The 21,693-nt window shown below is 64.8% G+C and carries 22 protein-coding genes; 12 read left to right on the forward strand and 10 right to left on the reverse strand.

Going from position 1 to position 21,693, the window contains the following annotated elements; genetic code table 11:
* The 4 genes from HX613_RS10930 to HX613_RS10945 form a co-directional block, all read right to left on the reverse strand.
* Entirely contained in the window at positions 1-690 is a 690-nt protein-coding gene (locus HX613_RS10930; protein WP_235345348.1) for a cation transporter, read from the reverse strand.
* Positions 687-1,070, reverse strand: a complete 384-nt coding sequence (cmtR, locus tag HX613_RS10935) for a Cd(II)/Pb(II)-sensing metalloregulatory transcriptional regulator CmtR (protein ID WP_235345349.1) — start codon at positions 1,068-1,070, stop codon at positions 687-689. The genes HX613_RS10930 and cmtR overlap by 4 nt, the downstream gene beginning before the upstream one ends.
* 62 nt (positions 1,071-1,132) lie before the next feature.
* Positions 1,133-2,479: an RNA polymerase sigma factor gene (locus HX613_RS10940; RefSeq protein WP_235345350.1), complete on the reverse strand. Its 1,347-nt coding sequence runs from the start codon at positions 2,477-2,479 to the stop codon at positions 1,133-1,135.
* Positions 2,480-2,513: 34 nt separating this feature from the next.
* The gene (locus HX613_RS10945; protein WP_235345351.1) at positions 2,514-2,906 is read right to left on the reverse strand and encodes a YciI family protein; all 393 of its coding nucleotides are present in this window, start codon (positions 2,904-2,906) and stop codon (positions 2,514-2,516) included.
* Positions 2,907-3,110: 204 nt separating this feature from the next.
* Between HX613_RS10945 and HX613_RS10950 the strand changes: the two genes are divergently transcribed.
* The 3 genes from HX613_RS10950 to HX613_RS10960 all read left to right on the forward strand — a co-directional run bounded on the left by HX613_RS10950 (position 3,111) and on the right by HX613_RS10960 (position 6,836).
* Positions 3,111-4,886: a bifunctional 3'-5' exonuclease/DNA polymerase gene (locus tag HX613_RS10950; RefSeq protein WP_235345352.1), complete on the forward strand. Its 1,776-nt coding sequence runs from the start codon at positions 3,111-3,113 to the stop codon at positions 4,884-4,886.
* 165 nt (positions 4,887-5,051) lie between these two features.
* Positions 5,052-6,137 carry an NAD(P)-dependent alcohol dehydrogenase gene (locus HX613_RS10955; RefSeq protein WP_235345353.1) on the forward strand — a complete coding sequence of 362 codons (1,086 nt, stop codon included), beginning with the start codon at positions 5,052-5,054 and terminating at the stop codon, positions 6,135-6,137.
* Between the two features lie 231 nt (positions 6,138-6,368).
* The gene (locus tag HX613_RS10960; protein ID WP_235345354.1) at positions 6,369-6,836 is read left to right on the forward strand and encodes a VanZ family protein; all 468 of its coding nucleotides are present in this window, start codon (positions 6,369-6,371) and stop codon (positions 6,834-6,836) included.
* 20 nt (positions 6,837-6,856) lie between these two features.
* Here HX613_RS10960 and HX613_RS10965 read toward each other — a convergent pair whose 3' ends face one another.
* A complete protein-coding gene (locus HX613_RS10965) occupies positions 6,857-7,330 on the reverse strand; it encodes a MarR family winged helix-turn-helix transcriptional regulator (protein ID WP_235345355.1) in 474 nt (157 codons plus the stop codon).
* A 73-nt stretch (positions 7,331-7,403) separates the two neighbouring features.
* Between HX613_RS10965 and HX613_RS10970 the strand changes: the two genes are divergently transcribed.
* Positions 7,404-7,772, forward strand: a complete 369-nt coding sequence (locus HX613_RS10970; RefSeq protein ID WP_235345356.1) for a VOC family protein — start codon at positions 7,404-7,406, stop codon at positions 7,770-7,772.
* 113 nt (positions 7,773-7,885) lie between these two features.
* On the opposite strand, the gene HX613_RS10975 is transcribed toward HX613_RS10970, so the two are convergent.
* The 4 genes from HX613_RS10975 to HX613_RS10990 form a co-directional block, all read right to left on the reverse strand.
* Positions 7,886-8,317 (reverse strand): YdeI/OmpD-associated family protein, encoded by a 432-nt coding sequence (locus tag HX613_RS10975; protein ID WP_235345357.1) that lies wholly within the window; start codon positions 8,315-8,317, stop codon positions 7,886-7,888.
* 32 nt (positions 8,318-8,349) lie between these two features.
* Positions 8,350-9,453 carry a methyltransferase family protein gene (locus tag HX613_RS10980; RefSeq protein WP_235345358.1) on the reverse strand — a complete coding sequence of 368 codons (1,104 nt, stop codon included), beginning with the start codon at positions 9,451-9,453 and terminating at the stop codon, positions 8,350-8,352.
* Positions 9,450-10,289 (reverse strand): PhzF family phenazine biosynthesis protein, encoded by an 840-nt coding sequence (locus HX613_RS10985; RefSeq protein ID WP_235345359.1) that lies wholly within the window; start codon positions 10,287-10,289, stop codon positions 9,450-9,452. The genes HX613_RS10980 and HX613_RS10985 overlap by 4 nt, the downstream gene beginning before the upstream one ends.
* 187 nt (positions 10,290-10,476) lie before the next feature.
* On the reverse strand, positions 10,477-11,664 hold the full coding sequence (locus HX613_RS10990) for an ROK family transcriptional regulator (RefSeq protein ID WP_235345360.1): 1,188 nt from the start codon (positions 11,662-11,664) through the stop codon (positions 10,477-10,479).
* A gap of 109 nt (positions 11,665-11,773) precedes the next feature.
* Between HX613_RS10990 and HX613_RS10995 the strand changes: the two genes are divergently transcribed.
* The 7 genes from HX613_RS10995 to HX613_RS11025 all read left to right on the forward strand — a co-directional run bounded on the left by HX613_RS10995 (position 11,774) and on the right by HX613_RS11025 (position 19,905).
* Positions 11,774-12,874 (forward strand): Gfo/Idh/MocA family protein, encoded by a 1,101-nt coding sequence (locus tag HX613_RS10995; protein ID WP_235345361.1) that lies wholly within the window; start codon positions 11,774-11,776, stop codon positions 12,872-12,874.
* Positions 12,871-14,373: a sugar ABC transporter ATP-binding protein gene (locus tag HX613_RS11000; RefSeq protein WP_235345362.1), complete on the forward strand. Its 1,503-nt coding sequence runs from the start codon at positions 12,871-12,873 to the stop codon at positions 14,371-14,373. The genes HX613_RS10995 and HX613_RS11000 overlap by 4 nt, the downstream gene beginning before the upstream one ends.
* Complete coding sequence (locus HX613_RS11005) at positions 14,370-15,497, forward strand: ABC transporter permease (RefSeq protein WP_235345363.1); 1,128 nt, start codon at positions 14,370-14,372, stop codon at positions 15,495-15,497. Before HX613_RS11000 ends, HX613_RS11005 begins: the two co-directional genes overlap by 4 nt.
* Positions 15,494-16,615 (forward strand): ABC transporter permease, encoded by a 1,122-nt coding sequence (locus HX613_RS11010; RefSeq protein WP_235345364.1) that lies wholly within the window; start codon positions 15,494-15,496, stop codon positions 16,613-16,615. Before HX613_RS11005 ends, HX613_RS11010 begins: the two co-directional genes overlap by 4 nt.
* A gap of 16 nt (positions 16,616-16,631) precedes the next feature.
* The gene (locus HX613_RS11015; protein ID WP_235345365.1) at positions 16,632-17,843 is read left to right on the forward strand and encodes a substrate-binding domain-containing protein; all 1,212 of its coding nucleotides are present in this window, start codon (positions 16,632-16,634) and stop codon (positions 17,841-17,843) included.
* 71 nt (positions 17,844-17,914) lie between these two features.
* A complete protein-coding gene (locus HX613_RS11020) occupies positions 17,915-18,895 on the forward strand; it encodes a sugar phosphate isomerase/epimerase family protein (protein ID WP_235345366.1) in 981 nt (326 codons plus the stop codon).
* Positions 18,892-19,905 (forward strand): sugar phosphate isomerase/epimerase family protein, encoded by a 1,014-nt coding sequence (locus tag HX613_RS11025; RefSeq protein ID WP_235345367.1) that lies wholly within the window; start codon positions 18,892-18,894, stop codon positions 19,903-19,905. The genes HX613_RS11020 and HX613_RS11025 overlap by 4 nt, the downstream gene beginning before the upstream one ends.
* A gap of 57 nt (positions 19,906-19,962) precedes the next feature.
* On the opposite strand, the gene HX613_RS11030 is transcribed toward HX613_RS11025, so the two are convergent.
* On the reverse strand, positions 19,963-20,643 hold the full coding sequence (locus tag HX613_RS11030; protein WP_235345368.1) for a LysE family translocator: 681 nt from the start codon (positions 20,641-20,643) through the stop codon (positions 19,963-19,965).
* A gap of 241 nt (positions 20,644-20,884) precedes the next feature.
* On the opposite strand from HX613_RS11030, the gene HX613_RS11035 reads away from it, so the two are divergent.
* The gene (locus tag HX613_RS11035; RefSeq protein WP_235345369.1) at positions 20,885-21,634 is read left to right on the forward strand and encodes a M50 family metallopeptidase; all 750 of its coding nucleotides are present in this window, start codon (positions 20,885-20,887) and stop codon (positions 21,632-21,634) included.
* Positions 21,635-21,693: the final 59 nt, after the last annotated feature.

Consider the following 21,693-nt stretch of genomic DNA (forward strand, 5'->3'; position numbering starts at 1 on the left):
TCAATCCTGACAGCGATCGCCAGCACAGCCGTCGGCCTCGTGCTCGCCGGTGAGCACAGACACTGGTGCGGCGCAGCAGGCATCCCCGCGCCACGCCTCGATGCCCTCTCTGATGGCGAAGACGGCGATCACGAGAGCAGCGAGGGAGTCCGCCCATGCCCACCCGAGGGTGCTGTTGAGCAGCAATCCTGCGAGCAGAGCGGCAGAGAGATACGTGCAGATCAGGGTCTGTTTGGAATCTGCGATCGCCGAGGCGGACCCGAGTTCGCGACCCGTGCGACGTTCGAACCAGCTGAGGAATGGCATCACGAGAAGGCTCAGGGCGGCGATGACGATGCCGACGGTGGAATGCTCTGGATCGCGCCAACCGGCCAGGGAGGCGATTGCATCGACGCTGACGTAGATTGCCAGGGCGAAGAAGGACACCGCGATCACGCGCAGGGCCGTCTTCTCCCTCCGCTCGGGGTCGGGTGCTGCGAATTGCCATGCCACGGCTACCGCAGAGAGGACTTCGACGATCGAGTCGAGCCCGAACCCGATGAGAGCCGCCGAGGAGGCTGCCCCACCTGCGATGAGAGCCACAACGGCCTCGATGACGTTCCACGTGATGGTGATGGCCACGACGATCCTGATGCGTCGACGCAGAACCTGTACGCGCGGTGGAGCAGTGGGAACAACCGTGTTGCTCACGCCTTGGCCCCACGGCCACGGTCGTCGGCAGGTTCGCGATCGCAGCAGCCGGGCACGGTGCAGGAGGGGTTGAGGCAGGGGGCGCTCTCGTCGACTGCGAGAGTGACGTCGAGCAGACTGTTGAGGGCCGAACTGATGTGGGGATCCGCGATCTCGTATCTGGTCTGTCGCCCCTCAGCCTCGGCCACAACTATTCCGCATCCGCGCAGGCAGGCCAGATGATTTGAGACGTTCGTCCTGGTCAGATCCAGATCGCGCGCGAGCTGCGCAGGATATCCGGGAGAGTCGAACAGCGAGAGCAGGATTCGCGAGCGGGTTGAATCGGCCATGGCCCGACCCAGACGGTTCATCACGTCGACGCGAGAAGCAATGGTCAGCATATTCTGACCATACAGTATACGCTGACCTATATCGATAGGGCTGAACGTATATGCCTGTTGGTTCACCTTCCTGATCGAGCCTCGAGCGACCGGGTCTCGAGATAGGCGCGTTCGGCGGGGTCGGTGGTCAGCTCGATGGCGCGGCGATAGGCGAGTCGGGCCTCACGTACTCGATCGGCACGGGTGAGCAGATGCGCGCGCAGCGCCCACGTCGGCTGGAACGAAGCGGCGCGTCCGGTGGGAGCGGCAGCACTGGTGAGAACCGAGGTCCCGCCGACTGTGCCCCGGTCGGTCCCGGGCCCTGCGGTGTCAAGACTATCGAGTTCGGCCAGACCAGCCTCCGGACCGTCGATCTCAGCAATGACCGCGGCCCTCGATACAGCTCCGCCGAGGCTGGGCGCCATCCGCTCCACATCGTCGTGGAGGCGCAGCAGCATCGGCCAATCGGTGCCTCCACCACGCACACCGGACATGTGGAGGATCTGGATCGCAGCCTGGAGGCCGAAGCGACCGATCTCGCCGCTGCGCTGCACTGCGCGCAGATGATCCTCGCCCCTGGCGATGAGCACGGCATCCCAGACGCCCGGATCCTGATCGTCGAGGGGAACGAACAGTCCGTCCTTGCTGCGGCGGGCCGGGAACCGGGCGGCGGAGAGATGGATGAGGGCTGCGAGCCCGTGTGATTCTCCATCCCTTGGGCACAGTTCTGTCAGCAGCCGGGAGAGATAGAGGGTCTCGCCGATGGTGCCATCGCGCGGCTGGGCCGGCGCATGCACCCAGTCGATGGCGAAGGCACCGTAGATTGCTTCTTGGATGTCGGGGAGTCGAACGTCGAGATCGGAACGATCAGGAAGGCCGAAACCGATGCCCAAGGCAGCGATGCGCTTCTTCGCCCTGGTCAATCGTGCGGCGACTGTCGCGGTCGGAAGCGCCATTCCCGCGGCAATCTGCTTCCCAGTCATGCCCATGACCGCAGAGAGCATGAGCAGCGGTCGGGTTGGCGGATCGATGTCCGGATGGGCGCACGCCCCCAGCAGTCCGAGGCGACGATCGGGAAGAGCATCCGGATCGGGTGGATCTGCGGATCCAGGGTGCACTGAGGATCCAGGGTGCACCGAGTCATCTGAGCCGTCGTGGACCGCGGGATCCCAGACCACCGAGGTGCGGACCGCCGCCGATTTCCATACATCGCGTCGTGCATTGAGGGCAACCCGATAGAGCCAGCCCTCGGGATTGGCCGGGACTCCCTGTTCCCGCCACACGCGAACACCGCGTTCGAGAGCCGAGCTCAGGGCATCCTCGGCGCCGGCGAGATCCCCGTCGGCGGACGCGATGAGGGCGATGATCCGCCCCCAGCCGTCCTGGGAGAGGAGCATCGCCGTCTCGCTTGGATCCGAATTCTCGGTCATACAAGATCCCTCAGCGCTGCCGTTGCAGCGACAATCACTGACCGGCTCGGGCCTGTACCCACCGTCCCTCTATATAGGAGACTGCCGCCGCTCGCACCTCGACGACCCCGTAGTTCGTTCCGGGGAACTTCTCTGCCCAGGCCAGGGCCGCGTCTCGGCTCTCGACGTCGATGACGAAGACTCCGGCCAGCGCTTCCTTCGTCGCGGCGAAGGGCCCGTCCTCGATGACGACAGAGCCACCTCGGCGGGTGACGGTGGTTGTCGCCTGCTGCGGTTCGAGCATCTCGGCGGCGATGAAGACTCCCGCCGAATAGAGAGCGTCGGCGTAGTCGGCCATGAGTCTCTGCATCTCCTCCATGACCTCGGGGGAGGGCTGGGGGCCGCCGTCTTGAAGTTCGGGTGCGTGGAAGACCAGTGAGTAGCGCATTGTCGTGCTCCATTCATCTCATGAGCGGACGTGTTTCGGTCGCTCATCATTGAGACGACCGAGATCGCGCCGATTCGACACGTAGGTGAAGATTATCGTGAGAGTTGCTGCACGACAACGGATTTCACCGGCTTCGGACAGCGCAGAACACGAGATTTCCGGGCCAGATCTCACTCTGTCCTGTACAGGCAGTAGTTTGGTTCCATGACCTCACCCGATTCCGCTCCCGCTGCGTGGTGTGTGATCGGCCGTGCGCCCGATCGCGCCCTTGGTGGCGTTCGGGGTATGGGTTCGATGATCGCCGTCGCCGACCTCGACGATGCCAGGCAGCGGATCGGGCGTCACCACCTCGGCGCGGATGAGCTGCCGGAATTCGTGCGAATCCGAGAAGCAGAGGACCGGCCGAGGTGGGTCTTCAGCGACACTCCGAATTGGTATCCAGCCCTGTTGGCCGCCGGGGTGCAGATCGAACGCTGCTATGACCTGCGGCTGACCCATGCGATACTCATGCGCTCGGAACTCGTCACCGATCACAGTGCTCTCGTGGCTGCGCAGGAGTGGGATGCGGGCCCCGTGAGTGCACCGACCGCGCCCGAGGCGGAGGCGCTCTTCGAAGTCACCGAACGCCGCAGCCACATCAAAACGGTCCCCCACGACATCGAGTCTGCGCTCGCCGAATTCTCCCGTCAGTCCACGGCCTTGCAGACTGCCTCCGATCCCGGCCGGCTGCGTCTGCTGCTCGCTGCGGAGTCCGCCGGTGGGCTCGTGGCCGCGGAGATGCAGGCGGCCGGGGTGCCCTGGGACGTCGCCGAACACGACCGGATCCTCGCTGCGGAGCTCGGTCCGCGGCCGGCGCGGGATGCGAAGCCTGCGAAGATGCTCGCCGTCGCCGAGGAGGTCCGGGCGGCTCTCGACGATCCGCGGGCCAATCTCGACTCCCACGTCAAACTTCTCCACTCCCTGCATGCCGCCGGAATCAATGTCGCCTCGACGTCGAAATGGGAGCTCGAGCAGAGCGAACACCCTGCCATCGCACCCTTGCTGCAGTACAAGAAGCAGTCACGTCTGCTGACTGCCAACGGTTGGCATTGGCTCGATGAATGGGTCTCCGAGGGCCGGTACCGTCCCGTCTACGTGCCCGGAGGAGTCGTCACCGGTCGCTGGGCAGCCAGCGGCGGCGGTGCTCTCCAGATTCCCCGTCAGCTGCGACCGGCCCTGCGCGCGGACCCCGGCTGGCGGCTGATCTCGGCCGATGTCGCCCAGTTGGAGCCACGGGCGCTCGCCGCCATGTCCGGGGACGCCGCCATGGCCGAGGCCGGTCGTGGTCGTGATCTGTACTCCGGCCTCGTCGACGAAGGCATCGTCGGCACCCGACAGGAGGCGAAGATCGCCGTGCTCGGCGCCATGTACGGTTCCACGACCGGTGACAGCGGCAGACTCGTGCCCCGCCTGCGCACGAGCTTTCCCGCCGCCATGGGCTTGGTCGATTCCGCCGCCGAGGAGGGTTCACGCGGAGGGGTCGTGTCCACGTGGTTGGGCAGGACGTCCCCGATGCCAGGGGAAGGATGGCGCCGAGTTCAGTCGGCGGCGAACCAGTTCGACGCCACCTCACAGGACGAGAACCGTGCCCGGCGTGCCGCCGGTGACCAGGGACGCTTCACCCGCAACTTCGTCGTCCAGGGAACCGCCGCCGAATGGGCACTTGCCTGGCTGGCCGACCTGAGACTGCGGCTGTCACGGCTGCCCGCCGTCGATGACCGGAACCCTGGAACCGCCTCGGGACCGGTGTTCTCACGACGGGCTCACCTGGTGTTCTTCCTCCACGATGAGGTCATCGTGCATGCCCCGGCCCAGCAGGCCGAAGCCGCGGCGGAGACGATCAGGGAAGCGGCCGCCTCGGCGGGGAAGCTCCTGTTCGGCAATGCACCGGTCGACTTTCCTCTCGATCTCTCGATCTCCGAGCGGGCGGCCAAGGGCTAGAGGATGGCGAAGGGGCGCAGGACGGTCCAGAAGGTGCGTCTGTTGCAGAGATCACGGGTGGGCCCGGAATAACCGACAGATAAGCGGTGCTGCATGTAGTGTATCTGCGGCCCCGTCACGGAGCCGCGAGAACTTTCGGAGTCGTCACAGCACAGAGGAGTTTCCATGACCTTCACCGTCAAGGCACTGCAGAAGACCGGCCCCGACCAGCCGTTCCAGGTCGCGAACATCGAACGCCGCGACCCCCGGGCCGATGACGTGGTCATCGACATCAAGGCCGCCGGAATCTGCCACAGCGACATCCACACCATCCGCAACGAATGGGGCGAGGCGCACTTCCCCCTGACCGTCGGCCATGAGATCGCCGGCGTCGTCGAGGCCGTCGGCTCCGACGTCACCGACTGGAAGGTCGGCGATCGCGTAGGTGTGGGCTGCATGGTCAACTCGTGCGGAGAGTGTGAGGAATGCCGGGCAGGGCAGGAGCAGAACTGCCTCAAGGGCCAGGTCGGGACCTACAACTCCACCGACGTCGACGACACCATCACCCAGGGCGGCTACGCCGAGAAGGTCGTCGTCAACGAGCGCTTCGTCTGCCGTATCCCCGACGCTCTTGGCTTCGACGTCGCGGCCCCGCTGCTCTGCGCCGGTATCACCACCTATGCGCCGCTCAACCGCTGGGGCGCAGGTGAGAGCAAGGACGGAGCACCGAAGAAGGTCGCCATTCTGGGACTCGGCGGGCTCGGCCACATGGGCGTCCAGATCGCCGTCGCCATGGGCGCGGACGTCACCGTCCTCTCCCGCACCCTGAATAAGGAGGAGGCGGCGCTCGAGCTCGGCGCGAAGCAGATGCTCGCGACGACAGAGGAGGACTTCTTCAGCAAGCACCGCGGAGAATTCGACCTCATCCTCAATACGATCAGCGCGGACATTCCCGTCGACAAGTACCTGAGTCTGCTCAAGCCCCGAGGAGTCATGACCGTCGTCGGTATGCCTCCGGAGAAGCAGCAGCTGTCCTTCGCCTCCGTGATCGGCGGCGCCAAGGTGCTGGCCGGATCGATGATCGGCGGCATCGCCGAGACACAGGAGATGCTCGACTTCTGCGCGAAGCACGACATCGCCGCCACAATCGAGACCGTGAGCATCGACGAAGCGGACGCGACCTATGACCGCGTCGTCGCCGGCGACGTCTACTTCCGTGCCGTCATCGACACCGCAACATTCGAGGGCGCCGAGGTGACCGCGCTCGCCTGATTGCTGAGGTGAAGGGGCCGTTTCGCTGATAATTCAGCGAGGCGGCCCCTTTTTCTGCGATGCAGTCTGTCCCAGCACTGGAACCGCTCACGCCAGTCCTCGGGTTGGTCGCCCGCGACGAGGGGGCGACGAACTCAGTGCCCGATTCGTCGGCTGAACTGTCTGGGACCCTGGTTGCGGGTTACCGCAATCCGGGGGCTGTCATCAGGTATCGACGGTAGTCTGAGCCGCATGGCGAGTCGGCAGAGACGGATGGGCGATATGCTCCTGGTGCTGCTGATCTTCTACACCGTCTTCATCGGCTTCATGACGCTGACCCCCTACCAGCTCGACGTCAGCCCTGCGGGTCCGATCGGGAGGCTGCTCCAATTCTTCGCCGATCATCAGGTGACGTCATGGCTGACCTATACACTCGTCGAGAAGCTGGCGAATGTCGCCATGTTCGTCCCGTTCGGATTCCTGCTCGCACTGCAGATGGGGCGTCGGCACTGGTGGGTCGGCGGGGCGGCGGGCGCGGCCTTCACGTGCCTGATCGAGGGGGCCCAGGTGACTCTGCTCTCGCCCACTCGCTACGGCACGATCAGCGACCTCATCACGAACACGCTCGGTGCCGTGATCGGTGCCGTCCTCGCGCTGGTCCTCATGGTCCTGCTGCCTCCTCGAGACGAACCGGACGAGGTCGATCGCGTCGTGCGTTGAGGACCTTCACCTCGGCGACCTCAGCTCCCGGGTGCGCCCTTCATGTCCTCATTCTCGAGGGCGTTGATACACAGATCGAGAGCCTCGCCGAGGTGGCGTTTGAGTTCCTCGTCGAGCGAGGAGACCATGAGTGCAGAGATCCTCTCAACCCGTTCGACGGCCCGGTCGAGGGCCCTCCCTCCCTCATCGGTCAGGGTCGTCGGCAGTGCCCTGCCGGTTTCAGCTTTCGCCGCCCGCGTCACGAGACCCCGGTCCTGCAGGCCCTTCAGCAGTGTATTCATCGTCTGCCGGGTGACGAAGGCCCCGCGGGCGAGCTCCGAGTTCGATGCTCCCGGAGCCCGGCGCAGCAGCTCGAGGCAGGCGTACTGCGGAGTTGAGATGCCCAGCGGCCGCAGCGCCTCGTCCATGCGCGAGCGCAGCACCGACTGCAGGTGCTTGAGCTGATATCCGATCAGGGATTCGAGTGCATCTGGTAGCTGTGGCTCTTGACTCATGTAAGTATTCTGACATACATTGTTTATGTCAGAACACTGACATGCATTTCAGCAGCAAGAGATGGGAACGACCATGACTGTGACAGGACCGGATTTCCTCGCACTGCAGCTGCGAGACTTGGAGAAGTCGGCCGAATTCTACGAGGAGACGATCGGCCTGACGCGGGCGCCGGCGGGGCCGCCCGGAGCAGTGGTCTTCGCGACCTCTCCGATTCCGTTCGCCGTGCGTGAGCCATTGCCCGGCGTTGATCTCGACTCGGTCGATCGTCCCGGAATCGGGGTGGCGCTGTGGTTCAAGTGCGATGATGCCCAGGCTCTGCACGACCGCCTCGTCGAATCAGGGGTGGAGATCCTGCGCCCCCCGGCACCGAGTCCCTTCGGCCTGACGTTCACCTTCGTCGATCCCGATGGCTACTCGGTGACCATGCACGACGCGGGGTGAGGCGAGTTGAGCCGAACCAAGCCGAAACGAGCTGAGCCGTTGGAATCTGAGGTGGTCGACCGTCGACGATCGACCACCTCGGCGAGGTGCCGGTCAGGGAAGCAGCTGCCCGCTTACCCCAGGTAATCGACGATCTTCGCGATCCGGCGCTCCCGCGTGGCCTCGGCCTTGGCCGATTCGACCTGACGCACATGCTCCTTGCGCTTCGAAGGGGCCAGCCCATCGAAGACCTCACGGACGCCGGCACTGCCGAGCGCCTCGGCGAGGTCATCGGGAACGGGGGTCTCGCGCGACGAGGTGTCGTGGGTCAGCGTGACCTCGTGGGTCTCGCCGCCGGACACACCCGCCGCCTCACGATGTTCCTTGGCCAACGGGAGGAGGAACTTTCCGCCCATCACCGCGGTCGTGGAGGGATAGGAGTACTCGGAGATCGTGACGATGACCGGGACTCGTTTTCCGACTCCGAAGCCGAGCACGATGTGCTCGGGCACCTCGATGCCGACATTATTGCCCAGCTTCAGGAGAGTCGCTGTGAAGGTGACCATGGCCGAATCCTACGCCCGGACGGGCGCGTGCTCTAGTAGTCGTTGCGGTCGGCGCGGGCCCCGTCGGCGTCGACGTTGATGTCCGCGGCGCGGCCCGGTTCGTCCGCGGCGTGGTCATGTTCGACCTCGGAGTGGTCCGCATCCGCATCGGCCTCGTCCTCATCGTCATAGTCCTCGTCGGCCTGTGAGAACGTCGGGATCCAGCAGGAGACTCGTGCCGCGTAGTCGTCGTACTCGGCCCCGAAGCGCTGATGCAGGTCGGCTTCCTCGTGCGGGCGGATCAGCCAGTTCCACAGCAGCGAACCGGCGATGGCGTAGGCGATGACCATCCATGAACCGATGAAGAGCCCGATCGCCACACCCTGGACGATGCCGGCGATGGCCATGGGATTGCGAACGAAGGCGTAAGGTCCCCTCTTGACGAAATGGTGGGCCATCGCGGCGGGCAGGGGAGTACCGGAACCGAAGTTCGCGATCGCCCGTGCAGACCACACGCCGAGGACGGTGCCGAAGGCGAGGAGGGCGAAACCGGCGACGATCACGAGGATAGGGAACTTCACGGTCAGGTTCCAGCGTTCCTCGAACGAATTGATGATCCCCGGAATGACGATGAGGAACACGCCCCAGAAGACCATGATCTGGATCGTGGTTCTGATCAGGAGCTGAGACCTCACGCGTGTGTGAGAGCTGCGGAAGGCGAACGGGCCGGTGACGAGGCGTTCGGACGGGATCCGACCGAGGATCATGAGTGTCCCGGCGAGGATGCTGCCCACTGCGGCGGCCACCATGAGGACGGCGCCCAGGCCCGCCTCGGTGGTGACGGTGGCATAGATGACCATGCAGAGGGCGACGAGGGTTGTCCAGGCAGTGGCCACCCAGACGGCCCAGCGGAAGTTGAGTGCTGCCAGAGCAGAGCCGATGACGAACAGCGGGACGTCGACGATGGCGACGAGCAGCGGGCTGAGACCGCCCAGCGTCGCCTCACGCAGTGCTGGAAGTGTGATGGTGCCGAGCCACCACGCGGCACCGGCGAGTGCCTGGAGGGCGAAGTACATTCGGCCGTGGAAGATCCGCACCGGCTTGTTCTGTGTGGTGGGCTTTTTGTGCCTGCTCGGCATCTTCATCGATCGGCTCATGCGAACGCCGTCCCTCGGAAGCACACGGCCGTGGATCCGCCGACCCAGACCTCATCGTTTTCATGGGAGATCGAAACGACACCGGCCCGTCCGAGCGCGGTGCCCTGCGTGACGGTGTACTTCTCCGGCGCAAGGCCGGAAGCGATGAGCCACTGCGCGACTGAGGCATTGAGGCTGCCCGTCACGGGATCCTCGGCCACGCCTGCGCCGGGGACGAACGCTCGGATCTCAAACTCATGCTCGCTCTCATCCGGGTGGGAACCCAGGACGCCGAGCTTGGCGTCGGGAATCTGCGAGAAGTCAGGTTCGAGGTCGAGGACCTGCTGCGCACTCGTCAGTCTCACTGCGGCCCAGCCTGGTCCGTTGTCGACCCACTGATGACCGAGGATCTCTGCGCGGTCGATGTGGAGGGCGGAGGCGATCTGCTCGACGAAGCCTTCGTCGAGGTCACCGGTGCGGATCGGCTCGGGAGCGGCGAACGACAGGGTCTGGCCACCTCGGCGAAGATTGACGAGTCCGGCACCGCACTCCTGGACCACGGTCCCCTCGCTGCGTGGGACGCCCCCTGCCTCCAGCCACGCGGCCGCCGAACCGAGTGTGGGGTGCCCGGCGAAGGGGAGTTCGCGAGCCGGTGTGAAGATTCGCAGACGGTAGTCAGCGCGTGGGTCGCTGGGTGGGAGGACGAATGTGGTCTCCGAAAGATTTGTCCAATTCGCGATCCGAGCCATGTCCTGGTCGGCCAGCCCCTCTGCGTCGAGGATCACGGCCACAGGGTTGCCGCGAAAGGGCTCGCTGGAGAAGACATCGACCTGGGCGAATGCTCGATTATGAGGCAAGAGGGGGAACTCCTTCATTGAAAGGGCGCTGTTTCTTGGGGGTGCGCACTTCCCATGGTAATGGGGTGAAGCTCCAGCTGGGGGATCAGGACCTGCTGCGTCGGAGTGTCAGAACCGCTGTGGGCACCGTATGTGGCAAGATGGCTTGCCATTTGAATTGAGGTGGTTCTCGTGTGTCGAGTCGTCGTCACCGGTTGAGGGCGGCAGCGATCCGGTCGGGAGACAGGGCCGCATCGATGGCCAGGTGCGCCGCGCCCAGTATGGCGGCATCTCCGGCTGCGCGAGAGGGGGCGATCGTCAGGTGTTCGGTCGACAGAGGGATGGAGCGCGCATAGACGACTTCGCGAACACCGGCCACGAGGTGTTCGGCCGCCTGCGCCATGGTCCCGCCGATGAGCATGAGGGAGGGATTCATCAGGCTCACGCATGTGGTGAGGACCTCGCCGAGGTCGCGGCCGGCCTGACGGACGGCCTGTATCGCCTGCAGATCACCGGCCTTGACGAGCCCCACCACGTCGGCCGGAGTCCTCGTCGCCAGCCCCGACCGCGCGAGCTCGCGCGCAATCGCACGCCCCGAGGCGACCGCTTCCAGACACCCGCGATTGCCGCAGGCGCACGGAACGTCGGCCGCGCGAGCCAGGGCGACGTGGCCGATGTCGCCTGCGGCTCCGTGCGAGCCGCGGCGCAGAGAGCCGCCGGAGATGATGCCGGCTCCGATTCCGGTGGCGACCTTGACGAAGATGAGATCCGTGGTGTCGGGCCAGGCCGAGGTCTGCTCGCCGAGGGCCATGATGTTGACGTCGTTGTCAACGAGGACCGGGGCAAAGAACGTCTCCTTGAGGGCACCCGGCAGATCGAACCGGTCCCAGCCGGGCATGATCGGCGGATTGATCGGGCGACCCGAGGAGAATTCGACTGGACCGGGTAGGCCGATGCCCACCCCGACGACATCCACGGCACTGCGATCAGCCTCGGCGAGCAGGCGCAGCGCCGAAGTTCTCAGCCACTCGATGGCGCTGACGGGACCCTCTGAGATCTCGCGTTCCTCGCCGAGTTCCGCGAGGACGGTGCCGGTCAGATCCGTCACTGCCAGGCGAGCGTGTGAGGCGCCGAAGTCCGCGGCGACGACCACTCTGGCCCGAGGATTGAAGGCGAACTGCGAGCTCGGCCGGCCGCCTGTCGACACGGCGTCGCTGACGGGGGTGATGAGCCCGAGGCCGAGAAGCTGGTCGATTCTCTGCGCGATGGTGGGACGTGAGAGGCCGGTCGACTTCGCCAGATCGGCCCGAGTCCGCGGCTGACCGTCGCGCAGGAGCTGGAAGAGCCCGCCGGCATGCGACAGGTCAGGGGCTTGCGAAACTGTCACCTGGCTCATCCCTTCAGTAAAGCACATTAGGTAAAGCGCATTGCCCAAAGATGACGATTGATAACTTACTTTTAAAAAAGACTTGACAGAAGTAGGCAAGCTGGCATCAGAATGATTCATGGACACTGACGCCCAGGCTTCCGCCCCTCCACCTCGAATCGGGATGGTCGGTGGCGGCTTCATGGCCCGCACGCATACCCGTGCCGCTCGCGCCGCCGGAGCTCACCTCGAGGTGATCGCACGCTCGAGCGCAGCCGGCAGCCGCAGCGCTGCAGCTGAACTCGGCTACCGGGCAGCCGCGACCGGTGACGATCTCTTCGACCACGAGCTCGACGTCGTCCATGTCTGCACCCCGAACAGCACCCACGCCGAACACTCACGGCGAGCGCTCGACTCGGGCTCCCACATCATCTGCGAGAAGCCGCTGGCCGTTGATGCGGCCAGCGCGCGCTCAATCCTCGAGCATGCGACATCGTTGGGACTGGGCGGAACCGTTCCGTTCGTCTACCGCTATCACCCGATGGTGCGTGAGGCCCGCGCCCGAATCCGGCGAGGAGACGCCGGGGCTCTGCTGACCATCGATGCCAGCTATCTTCAGGATTGGATGCTCAGCGCCGATGACGACAACTGGCGTGTCGATGCCGGCTCCGGAGGCCCCTCCCGCGCGTTCGCGGATATCGGCTCCCACCTCGTCGATCTCATCGAGTTCATCACCGACGAACGCATCGTGTCCCTGGTCGCAACGACGAGAACCGTCCACCCCCGCCGAGGCGGAGCGACGGTGACCACGGAAGACACAGTTGCGATGACGGTCGAGATGAGCGGCGGTGGAATCGGCTCGGTCCTCATCTCCCAGCTCGCGCCGGGACGGAAGAACGGCCTCGTCATCGAGGTCGCGGGATCCAAGGAAAGTCTGCGATTCGCCCAAGAGCAGCCGGAAGAGCTGTGGGTGGGCCGTCGTGCCGGCAGTCTGCTCTTGGTGCGCGACCCCGAGGTCCTGTCGGCCGATGCCGCCCGGCTGTGCAGAGTCCCGGCAGGACATCCGCAGGGCTATCAGGATGCATTCAATGCGTTCGTCGCCGATTCCTACGCTGTCTTCGCCGGTGAGGAGCGTGAAGGTGTGCCGACCTTGGCCGACGGCGTTCGCGCGGCATCCGTGACAGAGGCTGTGCTCAAATCGGCAGCCGAGCGCACGTGGGTCGAGGTCGGACAGCCATGACCGATGCACCGGTGCTGCGCGCCACGGGGATCAGCAAACAGTTCTTCGGAGTCGAAGTGCTGCACGATATCGCGCTCGAGGTGCGCGCCGGCACGGTCCACGGCCTCGTCGGGGAGAACGGAGCCGGAAAGTCCACGCTGATGAAGATCATCGCCGGTGTCTACCGCAGGGACGGCGGCGAGGTGCGCATCGATGGCCAGGTCGTCGACTTCTCCCATCCCGTCGATGCCGGCCGGGCAGGCGTGGCCACGGTCTTTCAGGAGTTCAATCTGCTGCCCGATCGCACCGTCGCGCAGAACGTCTTTTTGGGCCGAGAGCCCCGCAGACGCGGCCTTGTCGATGTGCGCACGATGCGGTCGAAGACCCAGGCCCTCCTCGACGAACTCGACGTGGAGGGAATCACCCCCGATGCGAAGGTCGGCTGGCTGACCGTGGCTGAACAGCAGATCGTCGAGATCATCAAAGCACTCTCCGTCGATGCCCGGGTGATCTCCATGGACGAACCCACCGCGGCGCTGTCCGACAATGAGGTTGCCGTCCTCTATCGGGTCATCGAGACTCTCAAATCCAAGGGCGTGGCGATCATCTACGTCTCGCACCGACTGCAGGAGGTCTTCGACCTCTGCGACACGATCACCGTGATGAAGGACGGTGCTCTCGTCACCAGTCAACCGGCGTCCCAGATGGATCAGGCGGGACTCGTGCGCGCCATGGTCGGCAGGCCCATCAGCACGTTCTTCCCCGAGGCCGAGACGGGAACGGAGATCGGTGACACCGTGCTCTCGGTGACTGGCGGAGGCAATGAACAGCTTGACGGCATCGCCCTCGACCTGCGCGCCGGTGAGATCCTCGGGCTGGCGGGCCTGCAGGGTTCGGGGCGGTCGGAGCTGCTGTCCGCGATCTTCGGCGCCGAGCCGTTCACCCGCGGTACGCTGCACCTCGACGGGGAGGCGGTGCGCATCGCCTCCGCCCGACAGGGCGTCCGGCGGGGTCTGGCTCTGGTCACGGAGGACCGCAAGGGCACAGGTCTGGTGCTCTCCCAATCCATTGTCGACAATGCGCTCCTGGCGATCCGCGCTGTCTTCCCCTCCCGCACATCCGGCATGCGCGCCGAGATTCCGGGGATCCTCGAATCTCTCGAGGTCATCAGCCGCAATGCGGACCAGGAGGTCCGAGCACTGTCGGGAGGCAACCAGCAGAAGGTCGTTCTGGCCAAATGGCTGGCCACCTCCCCACGTGTGGTGCTGCTCGACGAACCGACCCGAGGAATCGACGTCGGCGCGAAGGTCGCGGTCTACAAGCTGATCCGCAGCCTCGCCCGCCGAGGTGTGGCGATCGTCCTCGTCTCCAGCGAACTTCCCGAGGTCCTGGGAATGTCCGATCGGGTTCTCGTCATGTCGGATGGCCGAATCGCCGGGGAGCTTCCGCCGAGTTCGACGGAGGAAGAGGTCCTGGCCCTGGCCACCGGCACCGAGGCCCAAGTGGTGGGAGACCGATGAGAGCCCAGCTGCGTCGCCTCGACACCACCGCACTCGTCTATCTCGCGCTCATCGGAGTGCTCATCATCGGTGCCGTCCTTGTGGCCACGACCGGTCGCAACTTCTTCAGCCCGGGCAATGTCCGTGACATTCTCACCGGGATGAGCGTGTTGGGATTCGTCGCCATCGGACAGACGCTCGTGATCCTCGGAGCATCCCTGGACCTCTCCGTTCCCTATGTCATGAGCCTGGCCAGTCTGGTCGCAGCGCAGACGATGAACGGCAGCGATGCGATGGTCCTCCCCGCGGTGCTGCTGACGTTGGTGGTCACGGCCTGCATCGGTCTGGCCAATGGTCTCATCGTCACCGTCCTCGGAGTCCACGGTTTTGTTGCGACTCTGGGAGTCGGTCTCATCCTCAAGGGGTATCTGGACACGAACTACCAGGGCACAGAAGGCAGTGTTCCCTGGTCGTTCCAGCTCTTCGGCGCCACCGGCGTCGGACCGGTGCCGATCTCGACGATCGTCATGCTCGCCCTGGCCAGCCTCGTGGCATTCCTCCTGGTCCGGACCAGATTCGGCCACCACCTGTTCGCCGTCGGCGGCAACTCGGAGGTCGCCCGACTCTCCGGCGTCCGGCAGCGCCTGCCACTGATCGGCGCTCACATCGGCAGTTCCGTCTGTGCAGGATTGGCGGGTCTGCTGCTGGCGAGTCGCTTGGGTGTCGGCAGCCCGACCGTCGGCTCACAGGGCAGTTACGATCTGCTCTCGATCGCCGCGGTGGTCCTCGGCGGAACAGTTCTCATGGGCGGACGCGGTTCGATCTGGGGGACCATCGGCGGTGTAGCGATCTTCGCAGTCCTCGACAATCTCATGAGCGTCATGCAGTTCAATCCCTTCCTCAAGGACGTCATCCGCGGACTCGTCATCATCATCGCCGTGGCGCTCTACGCTCGCCGCCGGGTCATCGCCCGCAGAATCCGATTCGCCGATGCGCCACCAGGACCGAACATCGCCACCGCGGCTGTGCCCGAGCGTGCTCCCGAGACTGACCGTGCCCCCGAGAGTGACCGTGACCCCGAGACCGGCCGTGACTTCGAGACCGACCGCGACCTTGAGACCGACCGTGAAGGGAGCCGAGGATGATTCCGAGAACTCCCGAGACCCGCCTCGGCGATGGAGGACTTCGTCGACTGATCGAACGGGCTGTGGATCCGCGGGGCGCCGTGGTCGTCCTCCTCATCGTCATCCTGATCGCCATTGTCGTCCTCAACCCGAGCTTCGCAGAGCCGGGAGCGCTCATGCGCTTCATCCAGCGGGTCTCGCCCGTGGTCATCGTCGCCATCGGCCAGTACTTCGTCATCGTCAGCGGCGAATTCGACCTGTCGATGGGCGCAGTGGTCACCGCGCAGGTGATGACCGCGGGCCATCTCATCGGCGAAGACGACTCGAAGACGGTGCCGGTGCTCATCATCATGCTGGTCATCGGCGTCGTCGTCGGCATCGTCAACGGGCTGGCCACGACGCTGCTCAAAGTCCCCTCGTTCATCGTCACCCTCGGCACGATGCTCGTCATCCACGGCGCAGTCATGTGGTGGACGGGCGGAGCGGCGACGGGCAATCCCGCCGAATCCTTCCGGCAGCTCGGCCGGGGCGGGATCGAGGGGATCCCGATCCTGGGCCTCCTGCCCTATGCCGTCCTGATTCTGGTGGCAGTCATCGTCTTCGCCGTGTGGATCTCCCGGAGACCCTTCGGCAGGACCGTGGTCGCCATCGGCGACAACGCAGAGGCGGTGGTCTTCGCCGGAGCGAACGTGTGGAGGACGAAGACTCTCGCCTTCGTCCTGTCCTCCCTCGCAGCGACAGTGGCAGGAGTGCTCCTCGCCGGCTATGCCGGGGTCCATCCCTCAGTCGGTCAGGGCTACGAATTCACCGCCATCACGGCAGTCGTTCTGGGAGGCGTGGTCCTCGGCGGCGGACGGGGAACCGTCCTCGGCGCACTGATCGGAGCCTTCACGCTCGAGTCACTCTTCACCCTGCTCAACTTCACCTCGGTGCCGGCAACGATGCGCGACGCGATCCAGGGAGCCATCATCATCGCTGCGGTCGCATACTCCGGTGTGGTCTTCGCGAAGAAGCGCAGACGACCCGCCACCTCGGCGACCACGAGCCCGACGAATGAACAGACCGACCCAAGCACAACCTCGGCGGGGGCACCTTCGCCGATCCAACTCACCGGCGGCGACGAAGCCGCACGGAAATGACAAGGGAGAGAACATCATGAGAAGAGGATTGAGGAGCGCGCTCGGCATTGCCAGTGCCGCGGCTCTCATCGCATTGGCGGGGTGCACGACCGACCCGTCTGTGGAGCCGGCGGACGAAGGCGATGGTGCGCAGGAGGAGGCACCGGCCGAGGAATGGTTCGACCAGGAGCTCTACGACCAGCAGTTCAAGCAGCGTGAGGTCGAACCGGATGGCCCGGAGGACAAGCCCTACCTGCAGATGATCAACCCGAAGATGGGCGACACCTCGGAGTTCAAGTCCGATGGTGGGAAGAAGATGTGCTTCGCGAATGCATCGATCTCCAACCCCTGGCGCCAGACCGGGTGGATCACGATGAACGAGCAGCTCAAGGAGCTCAAGAAGGACGGCGTCATCACTGAGATGGAGACCCGTGATGCTCAGGACAATGATGATACGCAGATTGCGGACATCGACTACTTCATCGCCGAAGGCAACTGCGATGGCTTCATCATCTCGCCCAACTCGACGGCCGCAATCACACCGGCCGTCGAACGCGCCTGCAAGACAGACAAGCCCGTGATCGTCTTCGACCGCGGTGTCGAAACGGACTGCGCCGTGACGTTCATCCACCCGATCGGCGGATTCGCCTGGGGCATCGACACCTCGCAGTTCCTCATCGACAACCTCGAGAAGGGCGACAAGGTCGTGGCGCTGCGGATTCTGCCCGGTGTCGACGTGCTCGAACAGCGCTGGGCGGCAGCGGACAAGCTCTTCGGTGAGGCCGGAATCGAGGTCGTCGACTACTTCACCGAGGGTGACCCGGCCGAGATCAAGAAGGTCGTCTCCGATGAGCTCGCGAAGGGCGACGTCCAGGGCATCTGGATGGATGCGGGAGACGGTGCTGTGTCCGCGATCGAAGCATTCGAGGATGCTGGCAAGGACTACCCGGTGATGACCGGTGAGGACGAGCTGAGCTTCCTGCGGAAGTGGAAGGACACTGAGATGACTGCTCTGGCGCCCGTGTACACGAACTTCCAGTGGCGGACCCCGCTGCTGGCCGCGGAGAAGATCTTCCAAGGTGAGGAAGTTCCTACCGAATGGGTGCTGCCCCAGAGCCCGATCACGGCCGAGGACCTCGATGAGTACCTTGACCGGAACGAGGGAATGCCCGATGGCCACTATGCGAAGTTCGGCGGCGAAGACATGGCCGGATATCCGCAGGTGTGGCAGGACCGAGTCATCCCCTGATCGGGGAATGGGGATGATCGGCGTGTGCGGATGGCGGATGAACGGCGTGCGCGGATGTTCGGCGTGCGTGTATGAACGGGAGTGAGGACGTGATCGGACCCCGTGAGATCGGCATCAACACCTGGGTGTGGACATCTCCGCTGACGACGGAGAACCTCGGCGATCTGGCGGACCGAGCCCGACGATTCGGGTTCGGTCTGCTGGAACTGCCCGTGGAGAACCCGGGTGAATGGGACCCGAACTCCGCCGCCGAGGTGCTTGCCGGGTACGAAATGGGTGCGCGGATCGTGGGGGCGATGGGTCCCGGTCGTGACCTCATCGACCCGCTGTATCGTGCGGATACCCAGGACTACCTCCGGCACTGTGTGGATGTCGCGCTCGCCGTGGGGTCGCCCACCGTGGCTGGTCCGTTCACGGCCGCGACCGGCCGAGTGTGGCGGATGGATGCGGGCGAGCGGAGCCAGGTCGTGGAGATGCTTCGGGAGGCACTGCGCCCGGTTGCCGACTATGCTGCCGAACGCAGCGTGACCCTGGCTGTGGAGCCGCTCAACCGGTACGAGACGAGCATCATCAATACCGTCGGCCAGGCCCTCGATGCTCTCGAACCCCTGCTGGACCGTGGAGTCGGGCTGGCTCTGGACAGCTATCACCTCAACATCGAGGAGCGTTCCCCGGCAGCCGCGATCCGGGCCTCCGGGGATCATTGTCGGGTCGTGCAGGTATGCGGCAACGATCGCGGGCCCGTGGGCGGAGACCACACCGACTGGGACTCTTTCTTCGATGCTCTCGACGACATCGCCTACGCGGGACCGCTGACGCTGGAGAGCTTCACCGCAGACAACGACACCATCGCCGTGGCTGCGTCCATCTGGCGTCCCCTGGCAAAGACCCAAGACGAACTGGCAAGATCCAGCGCCGAATTCCTCACCGAACTGCAGCTTTCGCGGGCTTCGGGCACGGGGACGGCGGTCAGGAATTCGGCCGACGGGGGCTCGGCGGACACGGCCCCGGCGGACAGGGCAGCGAATATATCTGCAAGGGAGCAGCAATGACCGATTCATCTCATCCAGTCACTCTATTCACTGGCCAATGGGCCGATATGCCGTTCGAGGAGGTGGCTCGGCTGGCGGCGTCCTGGGGTTATGACGGGCTGGAGATCGCGTGTTCCGGCGATCATCTGGACCTCGCCAGGGCCGACGAAAATCCTGCGTACCTGCAGTCACGCCTCGATGTTCTGGACAGGTACGGTCTCAAAGTGTGGGCGATCTCGAACCATCTGGCGGGCCAGGCCGTGTGCGATGATCCGATCGATTTCCGCCATCAGGCGATCGTGCGTGACTATGTCTGGGGCGACGGCGATGCGGAAGGGGTGCGCCGACGTGCCGCCGAAGATATGAAGCGGGCAGCCAGGGTGGCGCGAAAGCTCGGTGTGGACACTGTCGTCGGGTTCACAGGATCGAAGATCTGGCCGTATGTGGCGATGTTCCCACCTGTCCCTGCCGAGGTCATCGATGCCGGCTACGAGGACTTCGCTACTCGGTGGAATCCGATCCTCGACGTCTTCGACGGCGAGGGGGTGCGCTTTGCTCACGAGGTTCATCCGTCCGAGATCGCCTACGACTACTGGACGACGGTGCGGGCATTGGAGTGCATCGAACACCGGGAAGCCTTCGGCCTCAACTGGGACCCGAGCCACCTGCTGTGGCAGGGCCTGGACACGATCGGCTTCATCACCGACTTCGCCGATCGCATCTACCATGTCGATTGTAAAGACACACGACTTCGGCCTGCGAGCGGGCGAAGCGGCATCCTCGGTTCCCATCTGCCCTGGGGTGATCCTCGGCGAGGGTGGGATTTCGTGTCGACGGGGCACGGGGACATGCACTGGGAGGATGCGTTTCGAGCGCTGAGGTCGATCGGCTACACCGGGCCGATCTCGATCGAATGGGAAGATGCCGGGATGGATCGTCTCCACGGTGCCGCCGAGGCGGTCGTGCGCATCCGTGAACTGCTGTGGAAGAAGCCCGACGCGTCCTTCGATGCCGCGTTCTCGAACCAGTAGGTGCTGCTCGGATGACTGAGCGCAGCGACCCGGACCAATGGGCGCAGCGGTGTCTGTCTACTGGCTGGCGAAGGCCAGCGTTCCGCCCAAGCCGATGAGCATGCCGCCGCCGATTCCACGGATCCGCGACATCCGCCTCGGCGAGCGAGCGAACCAGCTGCGCGCGGTACCGGCGATGAAGGCCCACGACCCGTCCGAGAACAGGGCAAGCGCCTGGAAGAGGAGACCGAGGAAGATCATCTGCAACGGCACATGCCCTGCCTCGATCGAGACGAACTGGGGGAGGGCCGCGACGAAGAAGATGATGGTCTTCGGGTTCGAGATGCCGACGATGAAGCCCTGCATGAACATCGAGCGATAGGTGACTTCACGACCAGCTGGGACGAAGGAATCCGCTTCGCTCTCAGCCTCCAGCGCCGATGATGGGTCCTCGGGCACCTCATTGCCGACCTTGCGGTGTCGGATGCCCTGGACGCCCAAGTAGACGAGGTAGCCGGCGCCGAGGATCTTGACGATCGTGAAGATGACGACCGATTGGGCGACGATGGTGCCCACCCCGAAGGCCACGGCCACGATGATCGGGATGATGCCGACGCTGCCGCCGAGCACGCTCGTCAAGCCCGAGCGTCTGCCGTGTGAGAGTGATTGGCCGACGACGAAGAGCACCGTCGGCCCGGGAATCACGATGATGACGAGGGCTGCGGCGAGAAAGGAGAGAAGAGCGTCGGTGGTCGGCACAAAAGAAGTCTATGGTCGCGGCGAGGGCGCAGGTAAGGGACTGACGCGGAGAGTTCGATCACATGCCCGAGGACCTGTGCGGGTCCGCAGGTTGGCCCTGCTGGGGTGCCGGCTTCGCATTGTGAACCGACCTGGAAGACGGGCCCGTACGGACTCTCGGAACCGACCCTGAGGATGTCACTCAGGGTCGGTTCATAGACTGGGCCGCTATGAGCGAGCAATTGACGACGGAGGTGCGTGCATGGACCTGAAGCAGGGAGTCTCAACCTGGTGGGAGGCCATCACGTCCGGGTTCGGGCGCCAGGACGGGCTGGAACCCGATGCCGTACAGCTGCTCCTCGTCATTGGCATTCCTCTGGTTGTCACGCTGACGCCGGGAATCTGGCGCTTCTTCGGCATGTTCGTCACCTTCGTGCACGAACTCGGCCACGCCTTCGCCGCATTGATGACAGGTCGGGTCGTCAAGGGAATCTCCCTGAACTTCGACCACTCCGGTCAGATGAACTCCTTCGGCAAGGTCGGATTCTCGGCGACGTGGTCGGGTTTCTGGGGATATCCGGCACCCGGCGTCCTCGGACTGGTCCTCATCACCTCGGCGACTCAGGGGTGGGCGCCACTGGCGCTGTCGGTCGGTGCGCTCATCCTTCTGGTTGCGCTCATCTTCATCCGGAACCTCGCCGGCGCCATGATCGCAGTGGTCACGGCCGTGGCCGCGCAGCTCGTCGTCGTCTTCCTGCCGATCGAATGGCTCGCCGTGTTCGTCGCCGGCCTGGGAACGGCCCTGGTGATCGGCTCGCTCAAGGACCTCGTCAAGGTATTCCGCGTCCATACCCGCAGGCGCCACATCCAACAGTCGGATGCCTACATCCTCGCCCAGGGTTCGAGCCTGCCGGCGGCAGCCTGGCTGAGCCTGTTCGCGCTGGTCATCATCTTCTGCGCGCTCGCCTCCGCATACATTCTGTACTCGGCGTCCACGATTGCTATCGGCTGATCACGCAGGGTCACTGGGGGCATGGGGGCAGTTCGGATCTGAGGTGGCAGCAGTCGGGT

Origin of the sequence: Brevibacterium sp. UCMA 11754 (assembly GCF_021532275.1) — a bacterium.
Classification (GTDB): Bacteria; Actinomycetota; Actinomycetes; order Actinomycetales; family Brevibacteriaceae; genus Brevibacterium.